General features: G+C 42.5%; 19 protein-coding genes. 4 read left to right on the top strand and 15 right to left on the bottom strand.

Annotated features, from left to right (window positions below; translation table 11 throughout):
- Nucleotides 1-11: 11 nt before the first annotated feature.
- The 3 genes from pstB to GW828_RS15570 are packed head-to-tail and all read right to left on the bottom strand — an operon-like array spanning nucleotide 12 to nucleotide 4,833.
- On the bottom strand, nucleotides 12-830 hold the full coding sequence (gene pstB / locus GW828_RS15560) for a phosphate ABC transporter ATP-binding protein PstB (protein WP_124016197.1): 819 nt from the start codon (nucleotides 828-830) through the stop codon (nucleotides 12-14).
- Between the two features lie 27 nt (nucleotides 831-857).
- A complete protein-coding gene (gene pstA / locus GW828_RS15565) occupies nucleotides 858-2,519 on the bottom strand; it encodes a phosphate ABC transporter permease PstA (protein ID WP_182698511.1) in 1,662 nt (553 codons plus the stop codon).
- A gap of 58 nt (nucleotides 2,520-2,577) precedes the next feature.
- Nucleotides 2,578-4,833, bottom strand: a complete 2,256-nt coding sequence (locus GW828_RS15570) for an ABC transporter permease subunit (RefSeq protein WP_273058744.1) — start codon at nucleotides 4,831-4,833, stop codon at nucleotides 2,578-2,580.
- A 296-nt stretch (nucleotides 4,834-5,129) separates the two neighbouring features.
- Between GW828_RS15570 and GW828_RS15575 the strand changes: the two genes are divergently transcribed.
- From GW828_RS15575 to GW828_RS15590, 4 genes are all read left to right on the top strand, one after another.
- Nucleotides 5,130-5,636, top strand: a complete 507-nt coding sequence (locus GW828_RS15575; RefSeq protein ID WP_124016200.1) for a glycine cleavage system transcriptional repressor — start codon at nucleotides 5,130-5,132, stop codon at nucleotides 5,634-5,636.
- A 99-nt stretch (nucleotides 5,637-5,735) separates the two neighbouring features.
- Nucleotides 5,736-6,554, top strand: coding sequence for a DUF2797 domain-containing protein (locus GW828_RS15580; RefSeq protein WP_182698513.1), 819 nt, complete (start codon nucleotides 5,736-5,738; stop codon nucleotides 6,552-6,554).
- A 282-nt stretch (nucleotides 6,555-6,836) separates the two neighbouring features.
- Complete coding sequence (locus GW828_RS15585) at nucleotides 6,837-7,442, top strand: LysE family translocator (RefSeq protein WP_182698514.1); 606 nt, start codon at nucleotides 6,837-6,839, stop codon at nucleotides 7,440-7,442.
- A 28-nt stretch (nucleotides 7,443-7,470) separates the two neighbouring features.
- A complete protein-coding gene (locus GW828_RS15590) occupies nucleotides 7,471-8,016 on the top strand; it encodes a DUF1415 domain-containing protein (RefSeq protein ID WP_273058748.1) in 546 nt (181 codons plus the stop codon).
- 301 nt (nucleotides 8,017-8,317) lie between these two features.
- Here GW828_RS15590 and GW828_RS15595 read toward each other — a convergent pair whose 3' ends face one another.
- From GW828_RS15595 to GW828_RS15650, 12 genes are all read right to left on the bottom strand, one after another.
- Entirely contained in the window at nucleotides 8,318-10,318 is a 2,001-nt protein-coding gene (locus tag GW828_RS15595) for a methyl-accepting chemotaxis protein (RefSeq protein WP_273058750.1), read from the bottom strand.
- Between the two features lie 163 nt (nucleotides 10,319-10,481).
- Nucleotides 10,482-11,294 (bottom strand): alpha/beta fold hydrolase, encoded by an 813-nt coding sequence (locus tag GW828_RS15600; protein WP_124016205.1) that lies wholly within the window; start codon nucleotides 11,292-11,294, stop codon nucleotides 10,482-10,484.
- Nucleotides 11,295-11,316: 22 nt separating this feature from the next.
- Nucleotides 11,317-11,682 carry a hypothetical protein gene (locus GW828_RS15605; RefSeq protein WP_165870084.1) on the bottom strand — a complete coding sequence of 122 codons (366 nt, stop codon included), beginning with the start codon at nucleotides 11,680-11,682 and terminating at the stop codon, nucleotides 11,317-11,319.
- A 142-nt stretch (nucleotides 11,683-11,824) separates the two neighbouring features.
- Nucleotides 11,825-13,417, bottom strand: coding sequence for an ABC-F family ATPase (locus GW828_RS15610; protein WP_273058752.1), 1,593 nt, complete (start codon nucleotides 13,415-13,417; stop codon nucleotides 11,825-11,827).
- 358 nt (nucleotides 13,418-13,775) lie between these two features.
- Entirely contained in the window at nucleotides 13,776-14,726 is a 951-nt protein-coding gene (locus GW828_RS15615; RefSeq protein WP_182698849.1) for a hypothetical protein, read from the bottom strand.
- 190 nt (nucleotides 14,727-14,916) lie between these two features.
- The gene (locus GW828_RS15620; protein ID WP_124016209.1) at nucleotides 14,917-15,837 is read right to left on the bottom strand and encodes a M14 family metallopeptidase; all 921 of its coding nucleotides are present in this window, start codon (nucleotides 15,835-15,837) and stop codon (nucleotides 14,917-14,919) included.
- 38 nt (nucleotides 15,838-15,875) lie between these two features.
- On the bottom strand, nucleotides 15,876-16,895 hold the full coding sequence (locus tag GW828_RS15625) for a DMT family transporter (protein ID WP_273058755.1): 1,020 nt from the start codon (nucleotides 16,893-16,895) through the stop codon (nucleotides 15,876-15,878).
- 10 nt (nucleotides 16,896-16,905) lie between these two features.
- Nucleotides 16,906-17,109: a hypothetical protein gene (locus GW828_RS15630; RefSeq protein ID WP_124016276.1), complete on the bottom strand. Its 204-nt coding sequence runs from the start codon at nucleotides 17,107-17,109 to the stop codon at nucleotides 16,906-16,908.
- Nucleotides 17,110-17,247: 138 nt separating this feature from the next.
- Nucleotides 17,248-18,006 (bottom strand): SDR family oxidoreductase, encoded by a 759-nt coding sequence (locus GW828_RS15635; RefSeq protein WP_124016210.1) that lies wholly within the window; start codon nucleotides 18,004-18,006, stop codon nucleotides 17,248-17,250.
- A 12-nt stretch (nucleotides 18,007-18,018) separates the two neighbouring features.
- Complete coding sequence (gene mmsB, locus GW828_RS15640; protein ID WP_182757036.1) at nucleotides 18,019-18,918, bottom strand: 3-hydroxyisobutyrate dehydrogenase; 900 nt, start codon at nucleotides 18,916-18,918, stop codon at nucleotides 18,019-18,021.
- Between the two features lie 13 nt (nucleotides 18,919-18,931).
- Nucleotides 18,932-20,050 carry an enoyl-CoA hydratase/isomerase family protein gene (locus GW828_RS15645; protein WP_273058758.1) on the bottom strand — a complete coding sequence of 373 codons (1,119 nt, stop codon included), beginning with the start codon at nucleotides 20,048-20,050 and terminating at the stop codon, nucleotides 18,932-18,934.
- Nucleotides 20,050-20,832: an enoyl-CoA hydratase gene (locus GW828_RS15650; protein WP_182721890.1), complete on the bottom strand. Its 783-nt coding sequence runs from the start codon at nucleotides 20,830-20,832 to the stop codon at nucleotides 20,050-20,052. The genes GW828_RS15645 and GW828_RS15650 overlap by 1 nt, the downstream gene beginning before the upstream one ends.
- Nucleotides 20,833-20,856 lie beyond the last annotated feature (24 nt).

Consider the following 20,856-nt stretch of genomic DNA (forward strand, 5'->3'; position numbering starts at 1 on the left):
TTTTAGCCAGATTAACCGTAGCGACCGGTAATATAATCTTCTGTTTTACGCTTTTTAGGGGTAGTGAAAAGGGTGTTGGTATTAGCGTATTCAACCAGTTCACCCATGTACATAAATGCCGTTTGATCTGACACTCGCGCCGCTTGTTGCATATTATGCGTCACAATCACCACGGTATATTTTTGCTTTAATTCAGTGATCAATTCTTCAATGGTTAAGGTTGAGATGGGATCCAGTGCCGACGTTGGCTCATCGAGTAATAATACTTCTGGCTCAATGGCAATGGCACGAGCAATCACCAAACGTTGTTGCTGACCACCTGATAATCCAAATGCATTGTCGTGTAGGCGGTCTTTCACTTCATCCCAAATGGCTGCGCCACGCAGTGAACGTTCAGCCGCTTCATCTAAATCACGACGGTTGCTTAGCCCTTGCAAACGTAAACCATAAACCACGTTTTCATAAATTGACTTAGGAAACGGGTTAGGACGCTGAAACACCATACCTACGTTACGACGTAATGCTGCTACATCAACTTTCTTGTCATAAATATTTTGTCCATGAAGCAAGATTTCACCATCAATTTTACAAATATCAACTAAGTCATTCATGCGATTAATACAACGTAACAGCGTTGATTTACCGCAACCACTTGGGCCGATAAAAGCAGTAACTTGTTTTTTAGGGATCTTCATCGACACATCAAATAACGCTTGTTTATTCCCGTAACGTAAATCTAAGTTACGTATCTCAAGCGCGGTATCCTGTGCCGGTAAGTTAACTAAATCAACGGCTTCTTTTTTCATTGTTGAACTATCAATAGAAATCATTTTATCTTTCCTTCAGGATATCGCTAATTAGTGTTCTAGCGAACGGAATTTTTCACGTAAATGGTTGCGCACGCTGATAGCGGTTAAATTAAGGGCAACAATTACAGATACTAATAAGAACGAAGTTGCATACACCAATGGACGAGCAGCTTCTACGTTAGGGCTTTGGAAGCCGACATCGTAAATATGGAAACCTAAGTGCATAAACTTACGTTCTAAATGCACAAACGGGAAATTCATATCAATCGGTAATGTTGGCGCTAGCTTGACCACACCAACCAACATTAACGGTGCCACTTCACCTGCTGCACGGGCTACAGCCAAAATCAAACCGGTCATAATTGCCGGGCTTGCCATTGGTATTACAATGCGCCATAAAGTCTCGGCTTTGGTTGCACCTAAGGCCAAACTACCTTGACGTACTGCACTCGGAATACGGCTTAAACCTTCTTCCGTCGATACAATCACCACTGGTAACGTTAAAATTGCTAAGGTTAGTGCAGACCACAGCACCCCAGGTGAGCCAAATGTAGGAGATGGCAAGGCTTCGGGGAAGAACAATTGGTCAATTGAGCCGCCCATCATGTAAACAAAGAAGCCTAAACCAAACACACCATACACAATTGAAGGCACACCGGCTAAGTTAATCACCGCAATACGGATCAGCTTAGTAATCGGACCTTTCTTAGCGTATTCATGTAAGTAAATGGCTGCAATAACACCAAATGGGGTCACAATCACCGCCATCAACATCACCATAAATACCGTACCGAATATTGCTGGGAACACCCCGCCTTCAGTATTTGCTTCACGTGGGTCATCACTGACAAAGCGACCTATGCCAACAAACCAGTGAGTTATCTTTTGTAGCAAACTCATATGATTGACATAGCTTACGTCTAAAATAGAGTCTAGAGGCAAGGTAACCTCAACGCCGCGCATGTCTTTAATAATCACAGAGTCACGGGCAGCTTTGTCACGCAGAGCAAATAAGTCTTTTTCAAGCACTAAGTAGTCTTGCTGCAGTTGATCAAGTTGCGCCTTAATATCAGCCTTGCGTGCCTCAGTTAATTCACCATCCAGCTCATATCCACGTTCTTTTAAACGTAAACGCTCCATTTGATAATTAATCGAACCAATATCGCTTTTTTGCAACTCCAAGGCTTGATCAGATATCGCTACAGCGCGATCTATGTGGTCAAACAAAGAAGCTTCTATATCTGATTCACTGTTTAACGCTAAGCGTTTACCGTCTTCGATAACCGCAACAGGATAACCGTAAAAGTTACCATTTTGCGTACGCTCAAGCTTAGCGACATCAGCGGGAATTGAACGGCTGACGATATCTGTTGCAAGGATCCAACGAAAATCTAAGCCAACAAACTCACGGTTACCGGTTTTAACCAAATAACGCATCACAAACTCACCAGGATGCTTAGTAAACTTATGCCCTGCTGAAATTAAGCGCTCTGTTGGCACTTCTTCACGGTCATAAATTTCACCAATAAGGGTACTTTTAACCCCATTATTGTCTTCAAGCTGCCATTGATAAACATCAGCGGGCCAAAAGTAACTTAGACCACGCCAAGCGATTAACAGTAATAAGCCTAATACGGCAATTAAACTGATACTAACGGCACCACCGGTCATCCAAATCCACGGTGAACCTGATTTAAACCACTTACCCATTGCACAAACCTCTCAAGGCGATTGGCGAAATAATCATTAATTGAGTCATCATCTTTCCTTACAGTGAGCTATAACGTTCGCGTAAACGTTGGCGAACCACTTCAGCAATAGTGTTAAAGAAGAAGGTGAACACAAACAATACAAAGGCGGCTAAGAACAACACACGATAATGCGAGCTACCAATGGCCGATTCTGGCATTTCCACCGCAATGTTTGCCGCTAAGGTACGCATACCTTCGAAAACGCTCCACTCCATGATGGCAGTGTTACCGGTTGCCATTAATACAATCATGGTCTCCCCTACCGCGCGGCCTAAGCCCATCATGATGGCCGAGAAAATCCCCGGACTTGCTGTGAGTAACACCACTCGAGTTAAGGTTTGCCAGTTTGTAGCACCTAATGCCAAGCTGCCATTTGATAGATGACGTGGCACAGAGAAAATCGCATCTTCAGCAATTGAGAATATGGTTGGAATAACCGCAAATCCCATGGCGATACCCACAACCAGCGCATTTCGTTGGTCAAAGGTGATGCCTAAATCGTTGGTAATAAACTGACGCGTGTTGCCGTCAAAAAATGCCACTTCAATTATTGGGCTTATCTCAAATGCAAACCAACCAACAAATATAATCACTGGTAATAGCATCAGTTCTTGGTAGGTTTCAGGTAAACGTTGCTTCCATTTTTCTGGTAATTTACTCCACGCAAATGCGGTAGTAAGAATGGATGTGGGTAATAATATTAACAACACCACAATACCGGGCAAGTGTTCCTCAATCAGTGGCGCTAACCACAGACCGGCTAAAAACCCTAAAATAACCGTCGGTAATGCTTCCATAATTTCAATCGTTGGCTTAACCACGTTGCGCACTTTAGGCGTCATAAAGTAAGCGGTATAAATTGCCCCAGCAATCGCCAGTGGCGATGCAAATAACATGGCATAAAATGCCGCTTTCATGGTGCCAAATGCCAAGGGCATTAAACTCAATTTAGCTTCAAAGTCGTCAGTACCAGACGTTGATTGCCATACGTATTTAGGCTCTGGGTAGCCTTCGTACCATACTTTATCCCACAACGCGCTCCAGGATATTTCTGGATGGCTATTCTCTACAGAGAAAAGGTTAAGTTTGTTATCAGCTTCAATCACTAATCCATTTGAACGCGGACTAAACGCCATTTGACCAGGGTTGGTTAACTGAAATTTCTCATCAAATAGTTCACGTTGACTCGTGGTATAAAGCAGAGTTAATTCACCTTCTTTACTCAATACTGCAAAGCTTTTACGGTAAAACTCAGTCGCCATAACACTTACAGGTGCTATATCGTCAAACTCACGAATTTGCTGGTATAGACGACCTTTATCACTGTTTACTTGGAAATACTGACTGACAATACCACTGTCATAACTGACCAAAATCGAGCTAGCACCGGCAAGCAAATTGACTTGTCTCACTTGAGCACCGACTTTTTGAACATCGATAACTTGAAGTAATTCAATCGAGTCTGCGTCACGAGTGTTGTAGACAAACAGTTTATTGGTCGCACCTAAAATAAGCTGACGATGATCGGGTGTCATTATTGCCGAAATAACATGATTAGGTGCATCTTCAATAAACACTTCAACAGATGACCATTCAACCTCTTCAGTCATCATGTTTTCTTCGCCTTCTTGGCGATTTAACTTCCAAGCACCATTAGCATCTTGGTAAGCAAAACTCATGCGGCTGTCGCTGAAATCAAACACCAGATTATAAACAGCGCCCTCATTATTAATCGTTAATGGCTCTTCACCAATCGGATAACGTAATGATGGCGTAATAACGCGTTTGTTGTCTGGGTAGGTTAAGCCAAACTCGATCCCGATAACGATCACTTGGCCGTTACTCAAACCTAACGCGAAACGTTGCTCGCTTGGGCTCGATTTAGCACTACTAGTGACCGTGGTACCTTCAGGAATTTTAGCCTTAAAAGACGAGATTAATTCACCGCTAAGGGCTGAATAAAAATCGACATTACCCATTTCGGTTACCCGATAAAGGACTTCGTTTTGTTCATCGCTACCAACCATTAAGGTTTTAGCGTCAGTATTTTGGTAACTCACACTCGTAACAGGTTCTATATGTGCCCCATCAAAAATGGGCTTGATGACATACAGCAAATAGAAAAATATTAATAACAGGGTGACAAATACCAACGTGCCACCAACGGTTACCCCAATCTCTGCTGCCTTATCCTTAAATGCTCTGCGGGTTGCATGTCTATCAACAAGTAGACTTTTTTCAGCAGAACCAGGTTTATTGACCTGACTTTCCATTAAGAACCTCTAATAATTAATCGATGCCATAATTAGCGCTTTGAATGTGTAGTTTACTATGCTAACAATAAATATTTATGACCAAATACATTAACTTTCGTCACTTATTTAAGTCTCTAAATCACTTACATTAGCCTCTACATAACTCATATTAGTTTCTAATTAAGTGTTAGTAAGACAATAGTAAAACTGATGTAAGACAGCAAAAAAACCATAACACAATCTTAAGTGGCTGCGATTATATGACGTAAAGATGACAGTTGTGTTACAGACTTTGTTTATAGGAGAAATATCCAATGATGCGTTATCTTATTACTCTTCAAGCACCAGACCGAAAAGGCTTGGTAGAACAAATCGCCAATGTCGTTAGTCGACATAATGGCAACTGGTTAGACTCAGAAATGCGTCATATCGACGGTATTTTTGCAGCCATATTACAATTAGAAGTCCCTGCACTAAAATGGGATGAGTTAATTGATGCATTAGAATGTATTGACGGCTTAACGCTAACGTTTGCTAAAACCACCTTAGCCGCTAAACCGATTAAGCATTTATATTACAACTTAGTTGCCTACGATCGCCCCGGAATTGTGCTGCATATCTCAAATAAAATGAATGCGCTAGGCATTAATATTGAACAATTTAGCAGCCAGTATGAAACGGCGAGTCACACTGGTATCGCGTTATTTAAGGCGACCATGACATTAGGCTTAACCGATCCAAACCAAGAAGAACAAATTACTGCATCGCTTTATGAAATGGGTGATGACGTGGTGCTTGATAAGCTGAGTAAATCAGCTTAAATGAACAGCAGATCGGCATACAAGCTCAATTAAGCCTAAAATCCGTTTTCATCATCTGTTAAACTGCCACGAAATAATGATGATAAAAATGGATTAACCATGTTTGGAACGCTATCAAAATTGAAAACCCACCTTAATGATAACCATGAGGTGGAGTATCATTTACCGGTAGGTGACGAGCGTTTAGCGCTTAACCCGCTTATTGGTAAGTCATTGACCATGACTCACACAGGTAATATTTTTTGCAGCAACTGCGGTAAAAAGACCAAGAAAAGTTATTCTCAGGGTCATTGTTATGTTTGCATGTCAAAGCTAGCCAGTTGTGACCTGTGTATTATGAAACCTGAAACATGTCATTTTGATCAAGGCACTTGTCGCGAACCAGAATGGGGCATATCAAATTGCTTTGTGCCCCACTACGTGTATTTATCGAATACTTCAGGTATTAAGGTCGGCATTACTCGCCATACTCAAATCCCAACCCGTTGGATAGACCAAGGGGCGACTCAGGGCTTACCGATTTTTAAAGTGTCGACGCGTAAAATGTCGGGTTTAATCGAAATAGAATTAGCCAAATTCATTAACGACAAAACTCATTGGCAAGCGATGTTGAAAGGTCATAATGATGATATTGATCTTGTCGAACAAGCCGCGCAACTGATTCCTCTGATTGAAGATAGACTGCACGCTTTAGCGGCCGAATATCAAGACATTGTGATTGAACGCCTTGATGCCAACATTCAAGCCATTAGCTATCCTATAACGCAATTTCCGGTGAAAGTTAAATCACACAATTTTGATAAAATTGCTGAAGTCAGCGGTATTTTGCAAGGCATTAAAGGCCAATATCTTATTTTTGATACTGGGGTGATCAATATTCGTAAGTTTTCATCTTACGAAGTAGACGTCAGTTATTAATTCACCTAACGATTTCTTTTTCAAAACTTGCTAGCAATGCCTGTATTTTTAAGTCGTGAGATCTGAGATTCACTCAGGTCTCGTGACGTAAAAATAGCCTATGGTAATTACACTTGCTAACCATTAATTTATTTAAATGATATCAAAGCGTTAATCGCTATAATGATAATTTATTAAGATTAAAACGATAAATTTAACTCACTGCTAAAAAAATCATTATGGTGAATGACTAAATTCACCTAGAATTCTGCTTCTATAACACTTAAGCCGAGAAACCTGTTCATGGAGTTAGTATTCGCCATTGCTTTATTTGCTTTTTCTGCCGGTATTACTCCAGGCCCTAACAACATTATGTTGATGACCTCTGGGGTTAATTTTGGCATTAAACGCAGCATTCCTCACTTAATGGGCATTAGCTTGGGCTTTCCGACCATGATACTGGCGGTTGGACTTGGCTTAAGTGCGATATTTCAAGCGTATCCTTTCATCCATATTGTGATTAAAGTGATTGGTATCAGCTACCTACTTTATCTGTCATGGCTTATCGCTAATAGCAGCAGTAAAATGGAAGGTAAGCAGGTAAGCAAGCCATTTAGCTTTTTACAAGCCGCAGCATTTCAATGGGTCAATCCAAAAGGCTGGATCATGGCAGTGGGAGCTATTGCGACGTTTACTTCAGTGCAACAAGAGCTGAATAGCCAAGTGATCACGATTGCGAGTGTATTTTTATGTGTGGCATTCCCGTGCGCGATTGTGTGGCTGGGATTTGGCGTGGCACTAAAACGTCTGCTAAAAAATGAACGCCAACAGCGAATTTTTAATATCTCTATGGCTCTATTATTAGTGGCATCGATCATCCCAATGATGTTACCACCCGCAACACATTAATTTATTAAATAAGCTTAAAGGTTACATAATGGAACAACATGAATGTCTTGCTCATACCGAAAACTGGGTAAAAGATGTCATTATGAAATACAACATTTGCCCATTTGCGCGTCGAGAAGTTGAACGCGCTAGCATTCGTTATGTAGCCATTGAAGCAACAAAGATAAAGGCCGTACTAAAAGCATTAATTGACGAGTGCCAACACTTAGATGCTCATCCTGATACTGAAACGACACTATTTATTTTACCGCGGGGCTTTGAAGGTTTTTACCCTTACTTAGATTTAGTCGATTTTGCTACTGATGAATTAATGGCGCAAGGCTATGAAGGGGTTTATCAATTAGCGACATTTCATCCAGACTATTGCTTTGAAGGCGAACCTCAAGACAGTGCCGCGAATTTTACTAATCGTGCACCTTATCCTTGCCTGCATATTATCCGTGAAGCCAGTATGGAAATTGCGTTAGCCAACTACAGCGATCCGGAATCGATTCCTGAGCGTAATATTGCTTTTGCCGAGCGTAAAGGCAGTGAGTTTTTTATTAAGCTACTGCAGCACTGTACTAAATCGTAATCATGACAGATGCAGGTGTTTCTGTTGATTTTAAGTTTTAAGTTTTAGGTTTCGCCCTACCCGCCCGTCATCCCTGAGTGCTTGTATCAGGGATCCAGGTGTTTCTGTTGACCTTGTTTAAAAACGCAAAAACAAACACCAGGATTCCGGCTCAAAAGCATTACTGGAACGACCTGGTAGTGGGCTTTAGCAGGGTACGCATTAGCAAGTGACGGTGTAGTGAACGTTATTTGAATGCTTATTGAATATGTTTACTCGGCATTATGAGTAGCTTTGCATTGCTAGCTTTTGGCTTCACGCTCTACTCTTTTGATAAGGTAAACTTACTCACTTGCTGTGACATATTGCTCGCATCATTAAGTAAACTGTCGTTAAGCTCAGCGAGTTGTTGCGATATGTCTTGAGTATGGTGATAGATTTCAGTGATTTTCATCGCATTGCGATTCACTTCTTCGGCCACCGCAGACTGCTCATGCGTCGAGGCGGCAATTTGTTGGTTCATGCTGTCTATCACCTCAACGTGCTCAGCAATGAGCTTAAGCTCTCGACCAGCATGCTTTGATTCTGCAACGCTTAACTGCGCCTGTGCTTGGCCACGTTTCATGGCATTTACCGCCAGTGTTGCGCCGGACTTTAAGCGTTCGGTCATGTTTTTAATGTCTTCGGTTGAGCTTTGTGAACGCTGCGCTAGCGTGCGTACCTCATCAGCCACAACAGCAAAGCCTCGACCTTGGTCGCCCGCCCTAGCGGCTTCAATTGCAGCATTGAGTGCCAATAAGTTGGTTTGCTCTGCAATAGAGCTAATCACATCAAGAATGATCACAATACTTTGTACATCGGTATCTAAACGTCCAATAGCCTCTGCTGCATCGGCTATTTCATTGGCTAATATTTGAATTGCATCACCGGTTTTACTGACATCATTTTCACCGCTTTTGGCCTCTATGTTGGCTTTGGCTGACGCATCTGAAGCTTGGACAGCATTAGCGGCAATTTCATGCACTGTTGCACTCATTTGTGTCATGGCTGAAGCCACTTGCTCTGCTTCTGATGAACCTTGAAGCACATCGGTTTGCAATGAGCGTGTATAACCGTTCATTTGTTCAACAGCATTCACCAGATTCACGGCATTGACGCGCACCTGGGTAATGATGTCTTCAAACTCGGCCATCATTTGATTAAATGCTAGCGATATTTGGCCAAATTCGTCTTGCGATTGTTGAGGTAAACGAGTGGTTAAATCAAATTGGGTTCCGGCATGGTGCATTTGCTTGTGCAATACGCTTAAGCTGCGATGCAAATAACCCGACACACTCAGGCTCATTACAATGACAAACACTAATGCGAGCAGTAATAGTAATGCGATGTAGTACATCTGCTGCGTTGCATGGGCCAGTTTATCTTGGCTAAGCTGCGTTAAATCATCACCAAATTGTTTTTCTAGTTGAGTCAGTATCGCAATACGCGCTGTTGATATTTTAAACCATTCTTCAGGGTCTTGAGCCAACATGGCTGAAGCATCTTGAGCAAAAGCGAGTTCACGTAAGACTTGTACATCTGCCATGGCGCTGCTTTGCTGGGCTTGCTTATATGCGTTGATATTACTGACATTCGCAGCCGCAATAAACCGTTCTGCATAGGTTTGCTGCTCAGCCACTAAGGTGACAAACTTTTGAAATAAGCCTGGCGCAAACTCGCTGTTACCAAAAGTGGTACTTAATACGGCCCGTTCTATCCCTGCACGCTCTTTTAACTGTAAATAAGCCGCAAACGCTTTGAGGCGCATTGATAATTCACTGTCTAGGCTTTGGCTCGCCGCTTCATCGACCATCGACAGCAATAGCGTGTTCATTTTGGTGTAATAACCGACTTGCTCAGGCACAGAAACCGTGAGGCTGCTAACCTTATCACGCATCGTTGTTAGTTGAATTAATGATGAGGCGACTTGATCGTAAGTCGCTTGCAATTGAATGGGGAAGTCATCTTGCTGAGCAAATTGTTTAAAGCGGCTAATTTGGCTGTCGGTTTGACCACGCTGCCCGGGTAAATCGTCTTTAAATGATTGCCCTTGAGACCCAATGTAGCCTGCGCTCATGCCGCGCTCTTTTTGCAGTTCATGCACCAGCGCACTATTAATAATGGCAACATTCGAAAGTTCTATCACTAGCTTTAGTTGTTGCTGGGTGCGGTAATGATTACTCACATACATTCCACCAAATAAGATACTGGTGAGCAGCGGTGGCAATACGAGTAACGCAAGCTTACGTGATATTTTAAGGTTACTTATCCACTGCCAATTCATAAACATTCCTTTGCGATTAATAAAACATACGATTCAGTGATACTTTAGACGACATTCAGCATATTGTATTACTCTGTAAGTAAAACTCAGACTTAGCTCACAGCTAAATTAGTTTATGCCGTTCTAATTATTAATAATCTACTCACTATGGAGTAGTTGTACACTATTGCTGCAATGCTAAGCAAAAATCACTAATCAGTTCAGGCCAATCATCAACATCATCCATAGAGTTAGCGATATGCAGTTTGGCATTCGGTAACGCCTTTTCAAGTTCAATAGCTGTTTCAATGGGATGAGCATCATCATCTTGCCAAGCAAGAATTAGCGTTGGCACCCTAATGCTGGCAAGTTGCTGCTTACTTGGGAGGTCATTTTGAGCGGCCGCGGTAAATAACTGACTTAATGTCTGGCGTTTCATCGACTTTAGTCCATCTAACATCCCCAAAACACTGTGCTTGTGGGCATCGATTAACCAGCGAGGTAACATCTTGTCTAAATGCTTGGCATTCATTTGGGCTAAGCCTTTACCGCCAAGTATGCGTGCGGCTTTGGCTATTTTATAATAATAATTAACTTGATTGGCTCTAGCCTGCCACGCGATAGGCGGGGTCATTAAAATGAGTCCTTGAATGCTTTCTGGATTGGCCAATGCTGCATACAAACTGGTTGCACTGCCCATGGATTGACCACCTAAAATCATTGGTGTCGGAGCTTGATAATGCGCCGCGACCCTCAACATGTCTTTAGCAAGAGACGGCCAAAGGTAATCGTCAACAGACTCACCCGCAGTAGATAATCCATGACCGATTGCATCATAACGAATAAGTTGTAACTTTTTAGGAAACCGATGCCAAGCATACACGCCAATAGCATCTTCGCTTTGCATGCAGCCACACAGACCGTGGGCCCAAACCAAGGCTTGCCCCTTACCGCTAATGGAACAATTAAACTGATTGATATTAAATTGCTCTGTCATGGCCTGTGGTTCTCCTATCTGTCTATCCTTTTACAATTTCAATCAATCTATTAATAAATAATATGATTGCATCTGTCGTATCAAACCTAAATGCTAAACCGTAATGAATTTCACTTAAGCCTTTGTTACGGCGTGTTGGAAAACGAGTCATTTGAGCATTGTGGTAATAATCGTATTTGGCATGGACGCCATCAATAGTGGCCAGTTCAGTAGAAAAAACCTCAAATGCCGGACGAATGATCAGTAATGGGGTTTTACCTTCAACATGTAAATAAACCGGCTCTTTTAACTCAGGAAGCATGTATTCGGTGACATTCTTAATATTAAAATTAGTACGACATTTGAGTTCATTCAAGGTTGATGCAACTTGTTCAAGGGTGATGCTCATAAAGTGGATGCCTGTGCTGGGTAATGTCATTGATTTATATCACTAGAGTATATGGCTTAGCTGAATAAATAAAAACAAAAAGCCCCGAACAAATGTTCAGGGCTAATAGTGTTAGTGCGATATTAGTAACGATAAAGCAGAATTAAGCGTCAATACCTTTACTCGCCAAAAACTCGTCGTATGTGCCTTTGAAATCGTTAATCCCTGTCGGAGTCACTTCAAGAATACGAGTGGCTAACGATGATACGAATGCACGGTCATGAGATACGAACATTAATGTACCTTCGTACTTTTCAAGCGCGTTGTTTAATGACTCAATCGATTCCATATCCATGTGGTTGGTTGGCTCGTCGAGTAATAAGATGTTCGGCTTTTGCATGATAAGTTTACCGAAATACATACGGCCTTTCTCACCACCAGATAGTACTTTGACTGACTTTTTAATGTCATCGGCACCAAACAACATACGGCCTAGAATACCGCGTACCGATTGGTCATCGTCATTTTCTTTGCGCCATTGACTCATCCATTCGAACAAGGTCATGTCATTGGCAAAATCAGCTTCATGATCCTGGGCGTAGTAACCAATATTGGCATTTTCAGACCAATTAATGGTGCCTTCATCTTGTGGGATGTCGTGTACCAAAGTACGTAACAAAGTCGTTTTACCGACACCGTTTTGGCCCAAAATAGCAATCCGCTCGCCCACTTCAACCATAAGGTCGAATTGACTAAATAACGGGGTATCGTAACCTTTGGCTAAATTTTCAACAACTAAGGCATTACGGAACAATTTCTTTTCTTGTTCAAAACGAATAAACGGGTTCACACGGCTTGATGCTTTAATATCATCTAGCTTAATTTTATCAATTTGCTTGGCGCGTGATGTCGCTTGCTTAGCTTTAGATGCGTTAGCCGAGAAGCGCGCAACGAAGGTTTGTAACTCTGCAATTTGTGCTTTCTTCTTCGCGTTGTCACTCATTAAACGTTCACGAGATTGCTGTGCAGCCATCATGTATTCGTCGTAGTTACCAGGGAACACACGTAATTCGCCGTAATCTAAGTCAGCCATGTGAGTACAGACTGAGTTTAAGAAATAACGGTCATGCGAAATAATGATCATGGTGCTGTTACGTTGGTTCAACATATCTTGTAACCAGCGAATAGTATCGATGTCCAAGTTGTTGGTTGGTTCGTCAAGTAACAGTAAATCTGGGTCAGAGAATAATGCTTGCGCCAAAAGCACACGCAATTTAAAACCTGGAGCGATTTCGCTCATTAAGCCAAAGTGTTGTTCGGTACCAATACCGACACCTAAAAGTAAGTCACCGGCACGAGATTCAGAGGTATAACCATCCATCTCGGCAAATTCCATCTCAAGTTCAGATACTTTAATACCGTCTTCTTCGCTCATTTCAGGTAAAGAATAAATACGGTCGCGCTCTTGCTTTACTTTCCACAACTCACGGTGGCCCATGATCACAGTGTCTACGACAGAAAAGGCTTCGTATGCAAACTGGTCCTGGTTTAATTTACCCATACGTTCGTTAACATCTATTGAGACGTTACCACTTGATGGTTCTAAATCACCGGCAAGGATTTTCATAAAGGTGGATTTACCACAACCATTCGCGCCAATTAAACCGTAGCGATTTCCGCCACCAAATTTGACTGAGAGGTTTTCAAACAGTGGCTTAGCGCCAAACTGCATTGTGATGTTAGCTGTTGTAATCAAAATGAAATTCCAAATCGTGTTGTGTGTTGAAGCCGATATCAAATTATAGTGTATTCGCTCAAGTTGACATCTATATGACTCAAGCAAGCAAAAATGATATTGAAACTAGAATACGGCAAAGCCGAGGTAAATACGAAGCGCGATAGTGTAAGGATTTTTGGCCTATTTATCAACCTAGCAATCAACAATAGCGCAGACAAATACTGGCCACTTTTGAGATACAAGCAAGTATATGCTCACCATAATGCATATATCAGGGACGATAAATACACCAAGGTGGCTTAACACCGAAAACATCAATATGTTTTCGGTATCAATGATAACCGTGTGAAGTATTTAGTAAAAATATTGCCTCAGCTTAGGCGCTTGCTGGATCTGTTACATGGTCTGGGTGAATTTCTGCTTGGATAAAGCAGTTTTGTAGCACTTTTTTCGATGGGTACATACTTGCTGTGCTATCAATTATTTGCGCATCAAAATCGACAACAATAGGAATAAAATGGCTCGCTTTGGTGATTTTACGCTGTCTTAATTTTTTCAATGCGCTGATATCGGCATTTGAAGGCGAATGGTCAAAAGTAAAATACAAATAATGAATCGTATTTTGAGACTTCATTCCGAGCACTTTCTTTAACTCTACTAAGCGAGTCACTAATTGCTCATTCTGTGCTTGAACCTGCGCAATTGAGACTTTACTCATATCAAATACGGATATTGAAATAACACTATTGATATACTTTTGCGCCGCAATAAACTCAAGCCCTTCAAACTTAGCTGAACCGTCTGTCTCGAGTGTTGATGGCGCTAACTCTACAAAGCCGTTGCTATTGATTAAAATGTCTTTTAAACGCTCACGGGCTGTCGGCAATGCACTAAAATACGCCTCTTTCTTGCGAATATTGTGTCTCATGTAACCCGCTAGGGCACCACAAAGCACTAAAAAGACGATTTTGCCACCAATACGATGCCAAAAATCTAGGTATGGCGCATCCGGTAAAGTAATCCCGGCTTCCAAGGTTAGCGCTTCAACCTCTAGCGGCATCAGATCGATGTATAAATCATCTTCTGGCAGCATGCCAGCAAAACGGCCATCATAATTCCACAGTGGAATAAATAATACTTCAACCGATTTATAGATATAGCCAATATCGACGTTATCACCCTCTGGTGTTTGAAATCGCTCGTCATCGGGAAGTTCCACTAGGGTAATAATGTTTTCCCCACCAAAAGAAATTAATCCCGCTTTGGCATGCGAAATATTAGCGGTTATAAGCAAGCAGAATAGCAATAGTAAGAAAATATTTTTCATTTTAATCCTTTATGAATAAAAAATAGCTGATTAGTGATCAGACTAAGCAGTGAACAGCGGAACCACAAATTGTTATCGCAATGAGTCTTTTAGATTCCCTTCATACAAAGACTCATCGCTATTATACTAAAAAATGCTCAGACAACAACGCCATAGCGCTTATAGTTGCGCGACTAGCCTAGGAGCATTTTTATCGTTTTAAATACTCAATAATATAGTCTAATCCACCAGTGATAGCGGCGACTTGGGCATCGTTACATTCTTGCGCTGTGACCAGAGGACTATCAGGATACACTTCAGTCGTGGTGTTAAAGTGATTGTCAGTGATACCGGCGCATAAACTGAGTTTTTTTACCGGATAGTTAATCACCCCAAATTGCTCAATCGGCACTTCAATTAGTTGCCCATTATCGTCTGGTGCAATATGGGTCACTTTGGCAACGGAATCGATTATCGCTTTTTGAAATGCGGGAGTTGGATTATCACTGTCACCCACCAAATAAAAACCGTCAGGAATAATGCCTTTAGCATAATCAACGCCATCGCGAGCAGACAATACTGGTCTAAACTCTATCTCATCAGTATCGGTCGTTTCATGTAAATCAATATGTGCATATACCTCACCGAGTGTGGCCACAAATGCCATTAATGCCGCTGATTCTTCCGCTGGACTGTTAGGGTAAAAAGAGCGATTAGGATCGATGGCTTTTGGGTTCCAACGATTAATAGTTTCATAACCCCACGGGCTGATACATGGCGCAACCACCACATTAAAATACTGAGCGTAATCTTGCGCTTTAGTGGCTAAAAATTGAATGGCACCTTGTACACCACTGGTTTCATATCCATGTACGCCGCCGGTGATCAAAATGGTTTTTTTAGTACTGTCCCACTTGAGTGGTTTAAAACCAAATAAAGGATACTTGTCGACGTCATAAGATAACGCGCCATACTGTATTTGCTCAAATTGAGCCGCAAGCGGGGTTAACTTACTGACCACTTCATCTTGATATGACCGCTTGATAGTCACTTGTGCTAACCATTGGGCTTTGTGATCATCGGTCCATTTTTGTCCAGGAATGCCAATTGGATACGCTGTTGAATTGCTCATATAACCTCGTTAATCGTTTGTTTTATTGAGTTAATCTATTACGTTAGTTTATTTATTGTGACGGATTTAGGTTTAGCTAAAATAACTAAGCCTATGCCTAAAAAAATGATACTGGCGGAAATACTAAGATGAATACTGATCACTTCATCTAAAAATAGTACCCCGCCAAAGGCGGCGATGACAGGAACGGTCAGTTGTAATACTGCGGCATGTGTTGCTGTTAACCCACGTAAAGCTTGATACCATAATGCGTAGCCGACGCCAGATGCCAGCCCACCTGACAATACGGCCAATAAAATGCCTGCGGGCGACAAGATAAGGTGATTCATGGGTTCAACAACGCTAAACAATGGCACTAAACAGACTACACCTATCATTGCCGCAACTAACGGCAAGGTGCGAATAAAATTATAGCCGGTATCAAACAGTGGTTTGCGCGACTGTTTACCCAATAACGTGTAGCCACCCCAAGCACAGCCACTGAGGGCCATTAATATTAGGCCTATGATTGAAGGAGCGCTGACGCCCGGTAAAACTAAATATCCAAAACCTGCAAATGCCAATGAGGCGCCAATAACCTCGAGTAAGGTTAACCGCTGGCCTTGAATATAACTCATCAGCATCATACTCATTTGTACTGCAGCAAATAAAATTAATGCGCCAGTTGCGGTATCAAGAAGCACGTAAGCGTATGAAAAAGTGACCGCATAAATGAACAGTAATCCCGCAGCGAGAAAGCTGCCGTGACTCGCTGATATTGCTGCCTTGGTTTTATTGGCAGCACTTTTATTAACGTCACTTTTATTAACGTCACTTGTATTAACGTCACTTGTATTGGTGTGGAGGCGACGGGTTCGCAATGACATTAATAGCCACAACACCAACGCCCCTGCAGTTAAACGAATAGCGGTAAAACTGCTTGGATCAATTAATGGCGTGGTTTGCTGAACTGATAATGCCATACGGCACAATACCGAATTAGCTGCAAATGCGACCAGAGCCACTAGGGTATACAAGGCCACAGAAAGCGTCGATAAATATGCTAATAGAACAGACATAGACAGGCGACTATGCTTTTTTCTTAAAGGTAAACTTTTGCACAAACCATTGTATTACCCCGACTTGTTGAACGTGAGTTAAGCCAAAATAAACACAGATCCACGGAGAGATAAGTAAAAACCAAGGTAACGCAGCTGTCGAGCGACCTGAGAATTGTAAATATAAAAAGCCGCCGTAAATAATAATGACGCCGAAGATCCCCACTATTAACATGATTTTTTTAAGCAGGTATTCTAATTTGGCCACGTAATTAATCCTTAAAAAGTAAAAAAGTCACGCCGAGATAATACACATGGTATTCACTCGGCGTGACGGCATCATAACAAACTGATTAAGCGAAATACTACCGGCTTATAAACGAATACCGCCATCAATTTCAAATACTCGGCCGTTGACGTAATCATTTTCAATGATAAAACGCACTGTAGAAGCAATTTCTTCCGGTTGGCCTAAACGACCGACGGGTACCATTTGCTCAAGGCGTTCTAATGCTTCAGGCTTCATTGCTGCGGTCATTTCAGTGGCGATAACACCAGGCGCAACCGCGGCGCTGCGAATATTGTAGCGCGCTAACTCTTTGGCCCAGCCGACAGACATAGCTGCAACGCCAGCTTTAGAGGCCGAGTAATTAGACTGCCCCATGTTACCGGATTTAGCTAAGCTAGAAATATTAATGATAACCCCAGCTTGACCAGTCTCAATCATGGCTGCAGCGGCTTCACGACCACACAAAAAAGTACCTGTTAAATTGACGTTAATGACGGACTGAAATTGTTGATATGACATGCGATCAACGACTTTGCCGTCTTTCGCTTTAACCATTAAGCCGTCACGTAAAATACCTGCATTGTTGATTAACACATTCACTTGGCCAAAATCTTCAACAATAAATTTAAACCCAGAAACGACGTCTTCTTCATCAGTAATGTCTAAGGCGTAACCTTGCACTTCAGTGATTGAACCTAAATCAGCACAAGCCTGTTCAAGTTTGCTTTGGTCGACATCGATAAGTGCCAATTTAGCCCCTTGTGCAGCCAAATTTTGCGCCATTGCCAGACCTAATCCACCTGCTCCGCCAGTAATGACGACAACCTTATCTTTTAATTCCATCAACTGAATCCTTTATTTTTTCTTTGAAAACTGTTCAAAAATACTTGAAAAATCGCGACGGCCATTGCCTTGACGAGCATGATTAACATATAAACTGCGAGCCAAAGATCCCATCGGTGTGCTTGAGTTAGACGCGACTGCCGCTTCTTGCGACAAGCCTAAATCTTTTACCATCAAATCGACCATAAAGCCGCCTTGATAATCTTTCGACGACGGTACATTTTCCATCACATCTGGGCATGGATTATACTTTTCGAGAGTCCAGTTACCGCCACTGCTGACTTTCATGATATCAGATAGCACTTTAGGATCTAAACCATTATCCAAACCTAATTGTAATGACTCGCTAGTACCGACCATCAACACAGATAACAGCATGTTGTTACAAATCTTGGCAATTTGCCCAGCACCCACAGCACCAGCGTGAAAAATATTGCCGCCCATAACGGTCAGTACGGTTTGCGCTTGTTGATAAGCTGAGTCACTACCACCACAAATAAAGGTCAAACTGCCGGCGGCTGCGCCTGCTGTGCCGCCAGAAACGGGCGCATCAATAAACTCTATGCCTTTTTCGCAAGCTTTAGCTCCCACTAGACGGGCACTATCAGCATCTATGGTAGAACAATCAATTAATAGTGCATGCTTTGACACAACATCAAGCAGGCCTTTATTGTCATCGTCACCTAAATATAAGCTGCGCACATGTTTGCCCGCGGGAAGCATGGTTATCACAAAATCGGCAGCGGCTGCTGCGCCACAGGCGGTTTTAGCGCTTAATGCACCTTGATCAGTTAACGCTGTGACTGCGGCCGGGTTTAAGTCAAACACTGTGACTGTCATACCCGCCTTAACTAAGTTGGCCGCCATTGGGCCACCCATATTGCCTAAACCAATAAATGCTACTGTTGCCATGTTGATTATCCTTTTATAAAAAGTCTGCTAATGGGTGCTTATCTGCGGCCCAGGGAGATGTGACAAGTTGGGCTATTTTACTCGGTTCAACCGCTTCAACATCGGTAAACAGCCATTGAGGGTTGCGATCTTTATCAATCAGTAACGCCCTTACACCTTCACAAAAATCTCCCATAGAGCAACAATTAACGCTAACACCCAGTTCCCACTTGAAGCATTCGGCTAAGCTCAGCGCTGAACCTAATGCCGCTTGAGAAAAGATCAGATGCCAGCTGATCGGACTCCCCGCCAATGCTGTTTTCTGCGCGCGTTTTAGCCAATCAAGCTCAGTATCTAGCGTCGATAATTGGTGATGAACATCCAGAATGTCACCTGCCATTAATAAATCGATTTGACTTTGAAATTGTTGTAAATGACTGGTTGTAAGCGACGCTAGATGCGGCTGTGTCATACCAGAAAGCAAGTTGCTCAATAGCTGATGATTTGTATCGTTATCTTGGCTCCACGTTACTTCGGCCATAGCATCAAACAGCGGCTGTCTTTCATCGCTGGTTAAGTAATAGTTACCCAAGTTAACGTACAAGGCGTCTGAGGCGTTCATGTTGTAAGCCGTTAAGCCTAGAAATAAGCCTGTTTTTCCTGGCATACGATTTAAAAAGTAACTGCCACCGACATCGGGATATAAACCAATGGTGACTTCTGGCATCGCAATACGACTGCGCTCAGTCACAATGCGATGACTACCACCAGCCATGAGTCCTAATCCGCCGCCCATGACAATGCCGTCGCCCCATACCAGCACAGGCTTACCAAATTGATGCAGTAAGTAATCCAATTGGTATTCTTGGGTAAAAAATTCACAGGCTTCATCGGTGATGTTATTGGGATTAGCGATAGATGCATGATAAATCGCACGAACATCACCGCCAGCGCAAAAAGCCTTGTCGCCAGCGCCTTTGATAACCACGCAAGCAATACTGTCATCGTTTTTCCAGCGCGTGAGCTGGTTTTGCATCGCTGCAACCATTTTAAGCGTTAATGCATTAAGCGCTTTTTCGATATTCAGGGTCACTACGCCAATAGATTGGCCAGATAGTGTGCCTAACGTTTGAAATATTACCTCTTGAGTCATTAGCTGTTCTTCCAATTTGCGGCGCGTTTTTGTAAAAAGGCGTTCACACCTTCAGCTTGATCTTCACTGCCAAACAGGTCAACAAACAATTCACGTTCAAGCGGTAATGCCTCAACTCTTGGCATTGTACGCCCAGCATTTATCAGCGTTTTACATGCACTGACACTGCCAGGAGACTGTTTAGCCACTTTAGCGGCTAATGCGACTGCAGCATCGAGGGCTTGGCCTTGTTCAACCACTTCTTCAATTAAACCAATTTTTTCAGCTGTGGCTGCATCAATCCGTTCACCGCATAAAATCATCCGTTTCGCCCAGCCCTCGCCCACTAGTGCGGTTAAGTTTTGGGTGCCACCGGCACAAGGTAATAAACCCACAGTGGCTTCTGGTAGCGCCATTTTCACTTGGGTTTCAGCAATACGTAAGTCACACGCTAATGCGACTTCTAAGCCGCCACCCATGGCATAGCCATTAATGGCCGCGATTGATACACCGCGAAACGCACTTAAAGTTTCAAAGGCTTCGCCAAAGTGTTTGGCCATGTTAGCGGCATTTTCTTTATCACCGTCGGCAAATAAATTTAAATCGGCACCAGCAGAAAAAAACCTATCACCTTGGCCAGTGATAACAAGCGCGTAAACATCCTTGCGTTGATTTAATGAAAGCACGATCTGTTTCAACGTTTGTAAACTGTCAGCTGTCCAGGTATTGGCTGGCGGGTTGTTCAACGTCAAAATAGCCGTGTGACCAATGATGTGTTCCAGTATATTGGTTTGAGCAGTCATAACCTTATGTCCTTATGTTAGTAA

It is taken from the genome of Shewanella vesiculosa (assembly GCF_009994065.1).
GTDB classification, from domain to species: Bacteria; Pseudomonadota; Gammaproteobacteria; order Enterobacterales; family Shewanellaceae; genus Shewanella; species Shewanella vesiculosa.

What these genes read in the sequence shown, in the direction of transcription:
- pstB (WP_124016197.1), bottom strand. Translation starts at nt 830, where the DNA reads ATGATTTCTATTGATAGTTCAACAATGAAAAAAGAAGCCGTTGATTTA.
- pstA (WP_182698511.1), bottom strand. Translation starts at nt 2,519, where the DNA reads ATGGGTAAGTGGTTTAAATCAGGTTCACCGTGGATTTGGATGACCGGT.
- GW828_RS15570 (WP_273058744.1), bottom strand. Translation starts at nt 4,833, where the DNA reads ATGGAAAGTCAGGTCAATAAACCTGGTTCTGCTGAAAAAAGTCTACTT.
- GW828_RS15575 (WP_124016200.1), top strand. Translation starts at nt 5,130, where the DNA reads ATGATGCGTTATCTTATTACTCTTCAAGCACCAGACCGAAAAGGCTTG.
- GW828_RS15580 (WP_182698513.1), top strand. Translation starts at nt 5,736, where the DNA reads ATGTTTGGAACGCTATCAAAATTGAAAACCCACCTTAATGATAACCAT.
- GW828_RS15585 (WP_182698514.1), top strand. Translation starts at nt 6,837, where the DNA reads ATGGAGTTAGTATTCGCCATTGCTTTATTTGCTTTTTCTGCCGGTATT.
- GW828_RS15590 (WP_273058748.1), top strand. Translation starts at nt 7,471, where the DNA reads ATGGAACAACATGAATGTCTTGCTCATACCGAAAACTGGGTAAAAGAT.
- GW828_RS15595 (WP_273058750.1), bottom strand. Translation starts at nt 10,318, where the DNA reads ATGAATTGGCAGTGGATAAGTAACCTTAAAATATCACGTAAGCTTGCG.
- GW828_RS15600 (WP_124016205.1), bottom strand. Translation starts at nt 11,294, where the DNA reads ATGACAGAGCAATTTAATATCAATCAGTTTAATTGTTCCATTAGCGGT.
- GW828_RS15605 (WP_165870084.1), bottom strand. Translation starts at nt 11,682, where the DNA reads ATGAGCATCACCCTTGAACAAGTTGCATCAACCTTGAATGAACTCAAA.
- GW828_RS15615 (WP_182698849.1), bottom strand. Translation starts at nt 14,726, where the DNA reads ATGAAAAATATTTTCTTACTATTGCTATTCTGCTTGCTTATAACCGCT.
- GW828_RS15620 (WP_124016209.1), bottom strand. Translation starts at nt 15,837, where the DNA reads ATGAGCAATTCAACAGCGTATCCAATTGGCATTCCTGGACAAAAATGG.
- GW828_RS15625 (WP_273058755.1), bottom strand. Translation starts at nt 16,895, where the DNA reads ATGTCTGTTCTATTAGCATATTTATCGACGCTTTCTGTGGCCTTGTAT.
- GW828_RS15630 (WP_124016276.1), bottom strand. Translation starts at nt 17,109, where the DNA reads ATGTTAATAGTGGGGATCTTCGGCGTCATTATTATTTACGGCGGCTTT.
- GW828_RS15635 (WP_124016210.1), bottom strand. Translation starts at nt 18,006, where the DNA reads ATGGAATTAAAAGATAAGGTTGTCGTCATTACTGGCGGAGCAGGTGGA.
- mmsB (WP_182757036.1), bottom strand. Translation starts at nt 18,918, where the DNA reads ATGGCAACAGTAGCATTTATTGGTTTAGGCAATATGGGTGGCCCAATG.
- GW828_RS15645 (WP_273058758.1), bottom strand. Translation starts at nt 20,050, where the DNA reads ATGACTCAAGAGGTAATATTTCAAACGTTAGGCACACTATCTGGCCAA.
- GW828_RS15650 (WP_182721890.1), bottom strand. Translation starts at nt 20,832, where the DNA reads ATGACTGCTCAAACCAATATACTGGAACACATCATTGGTCACACGGCT.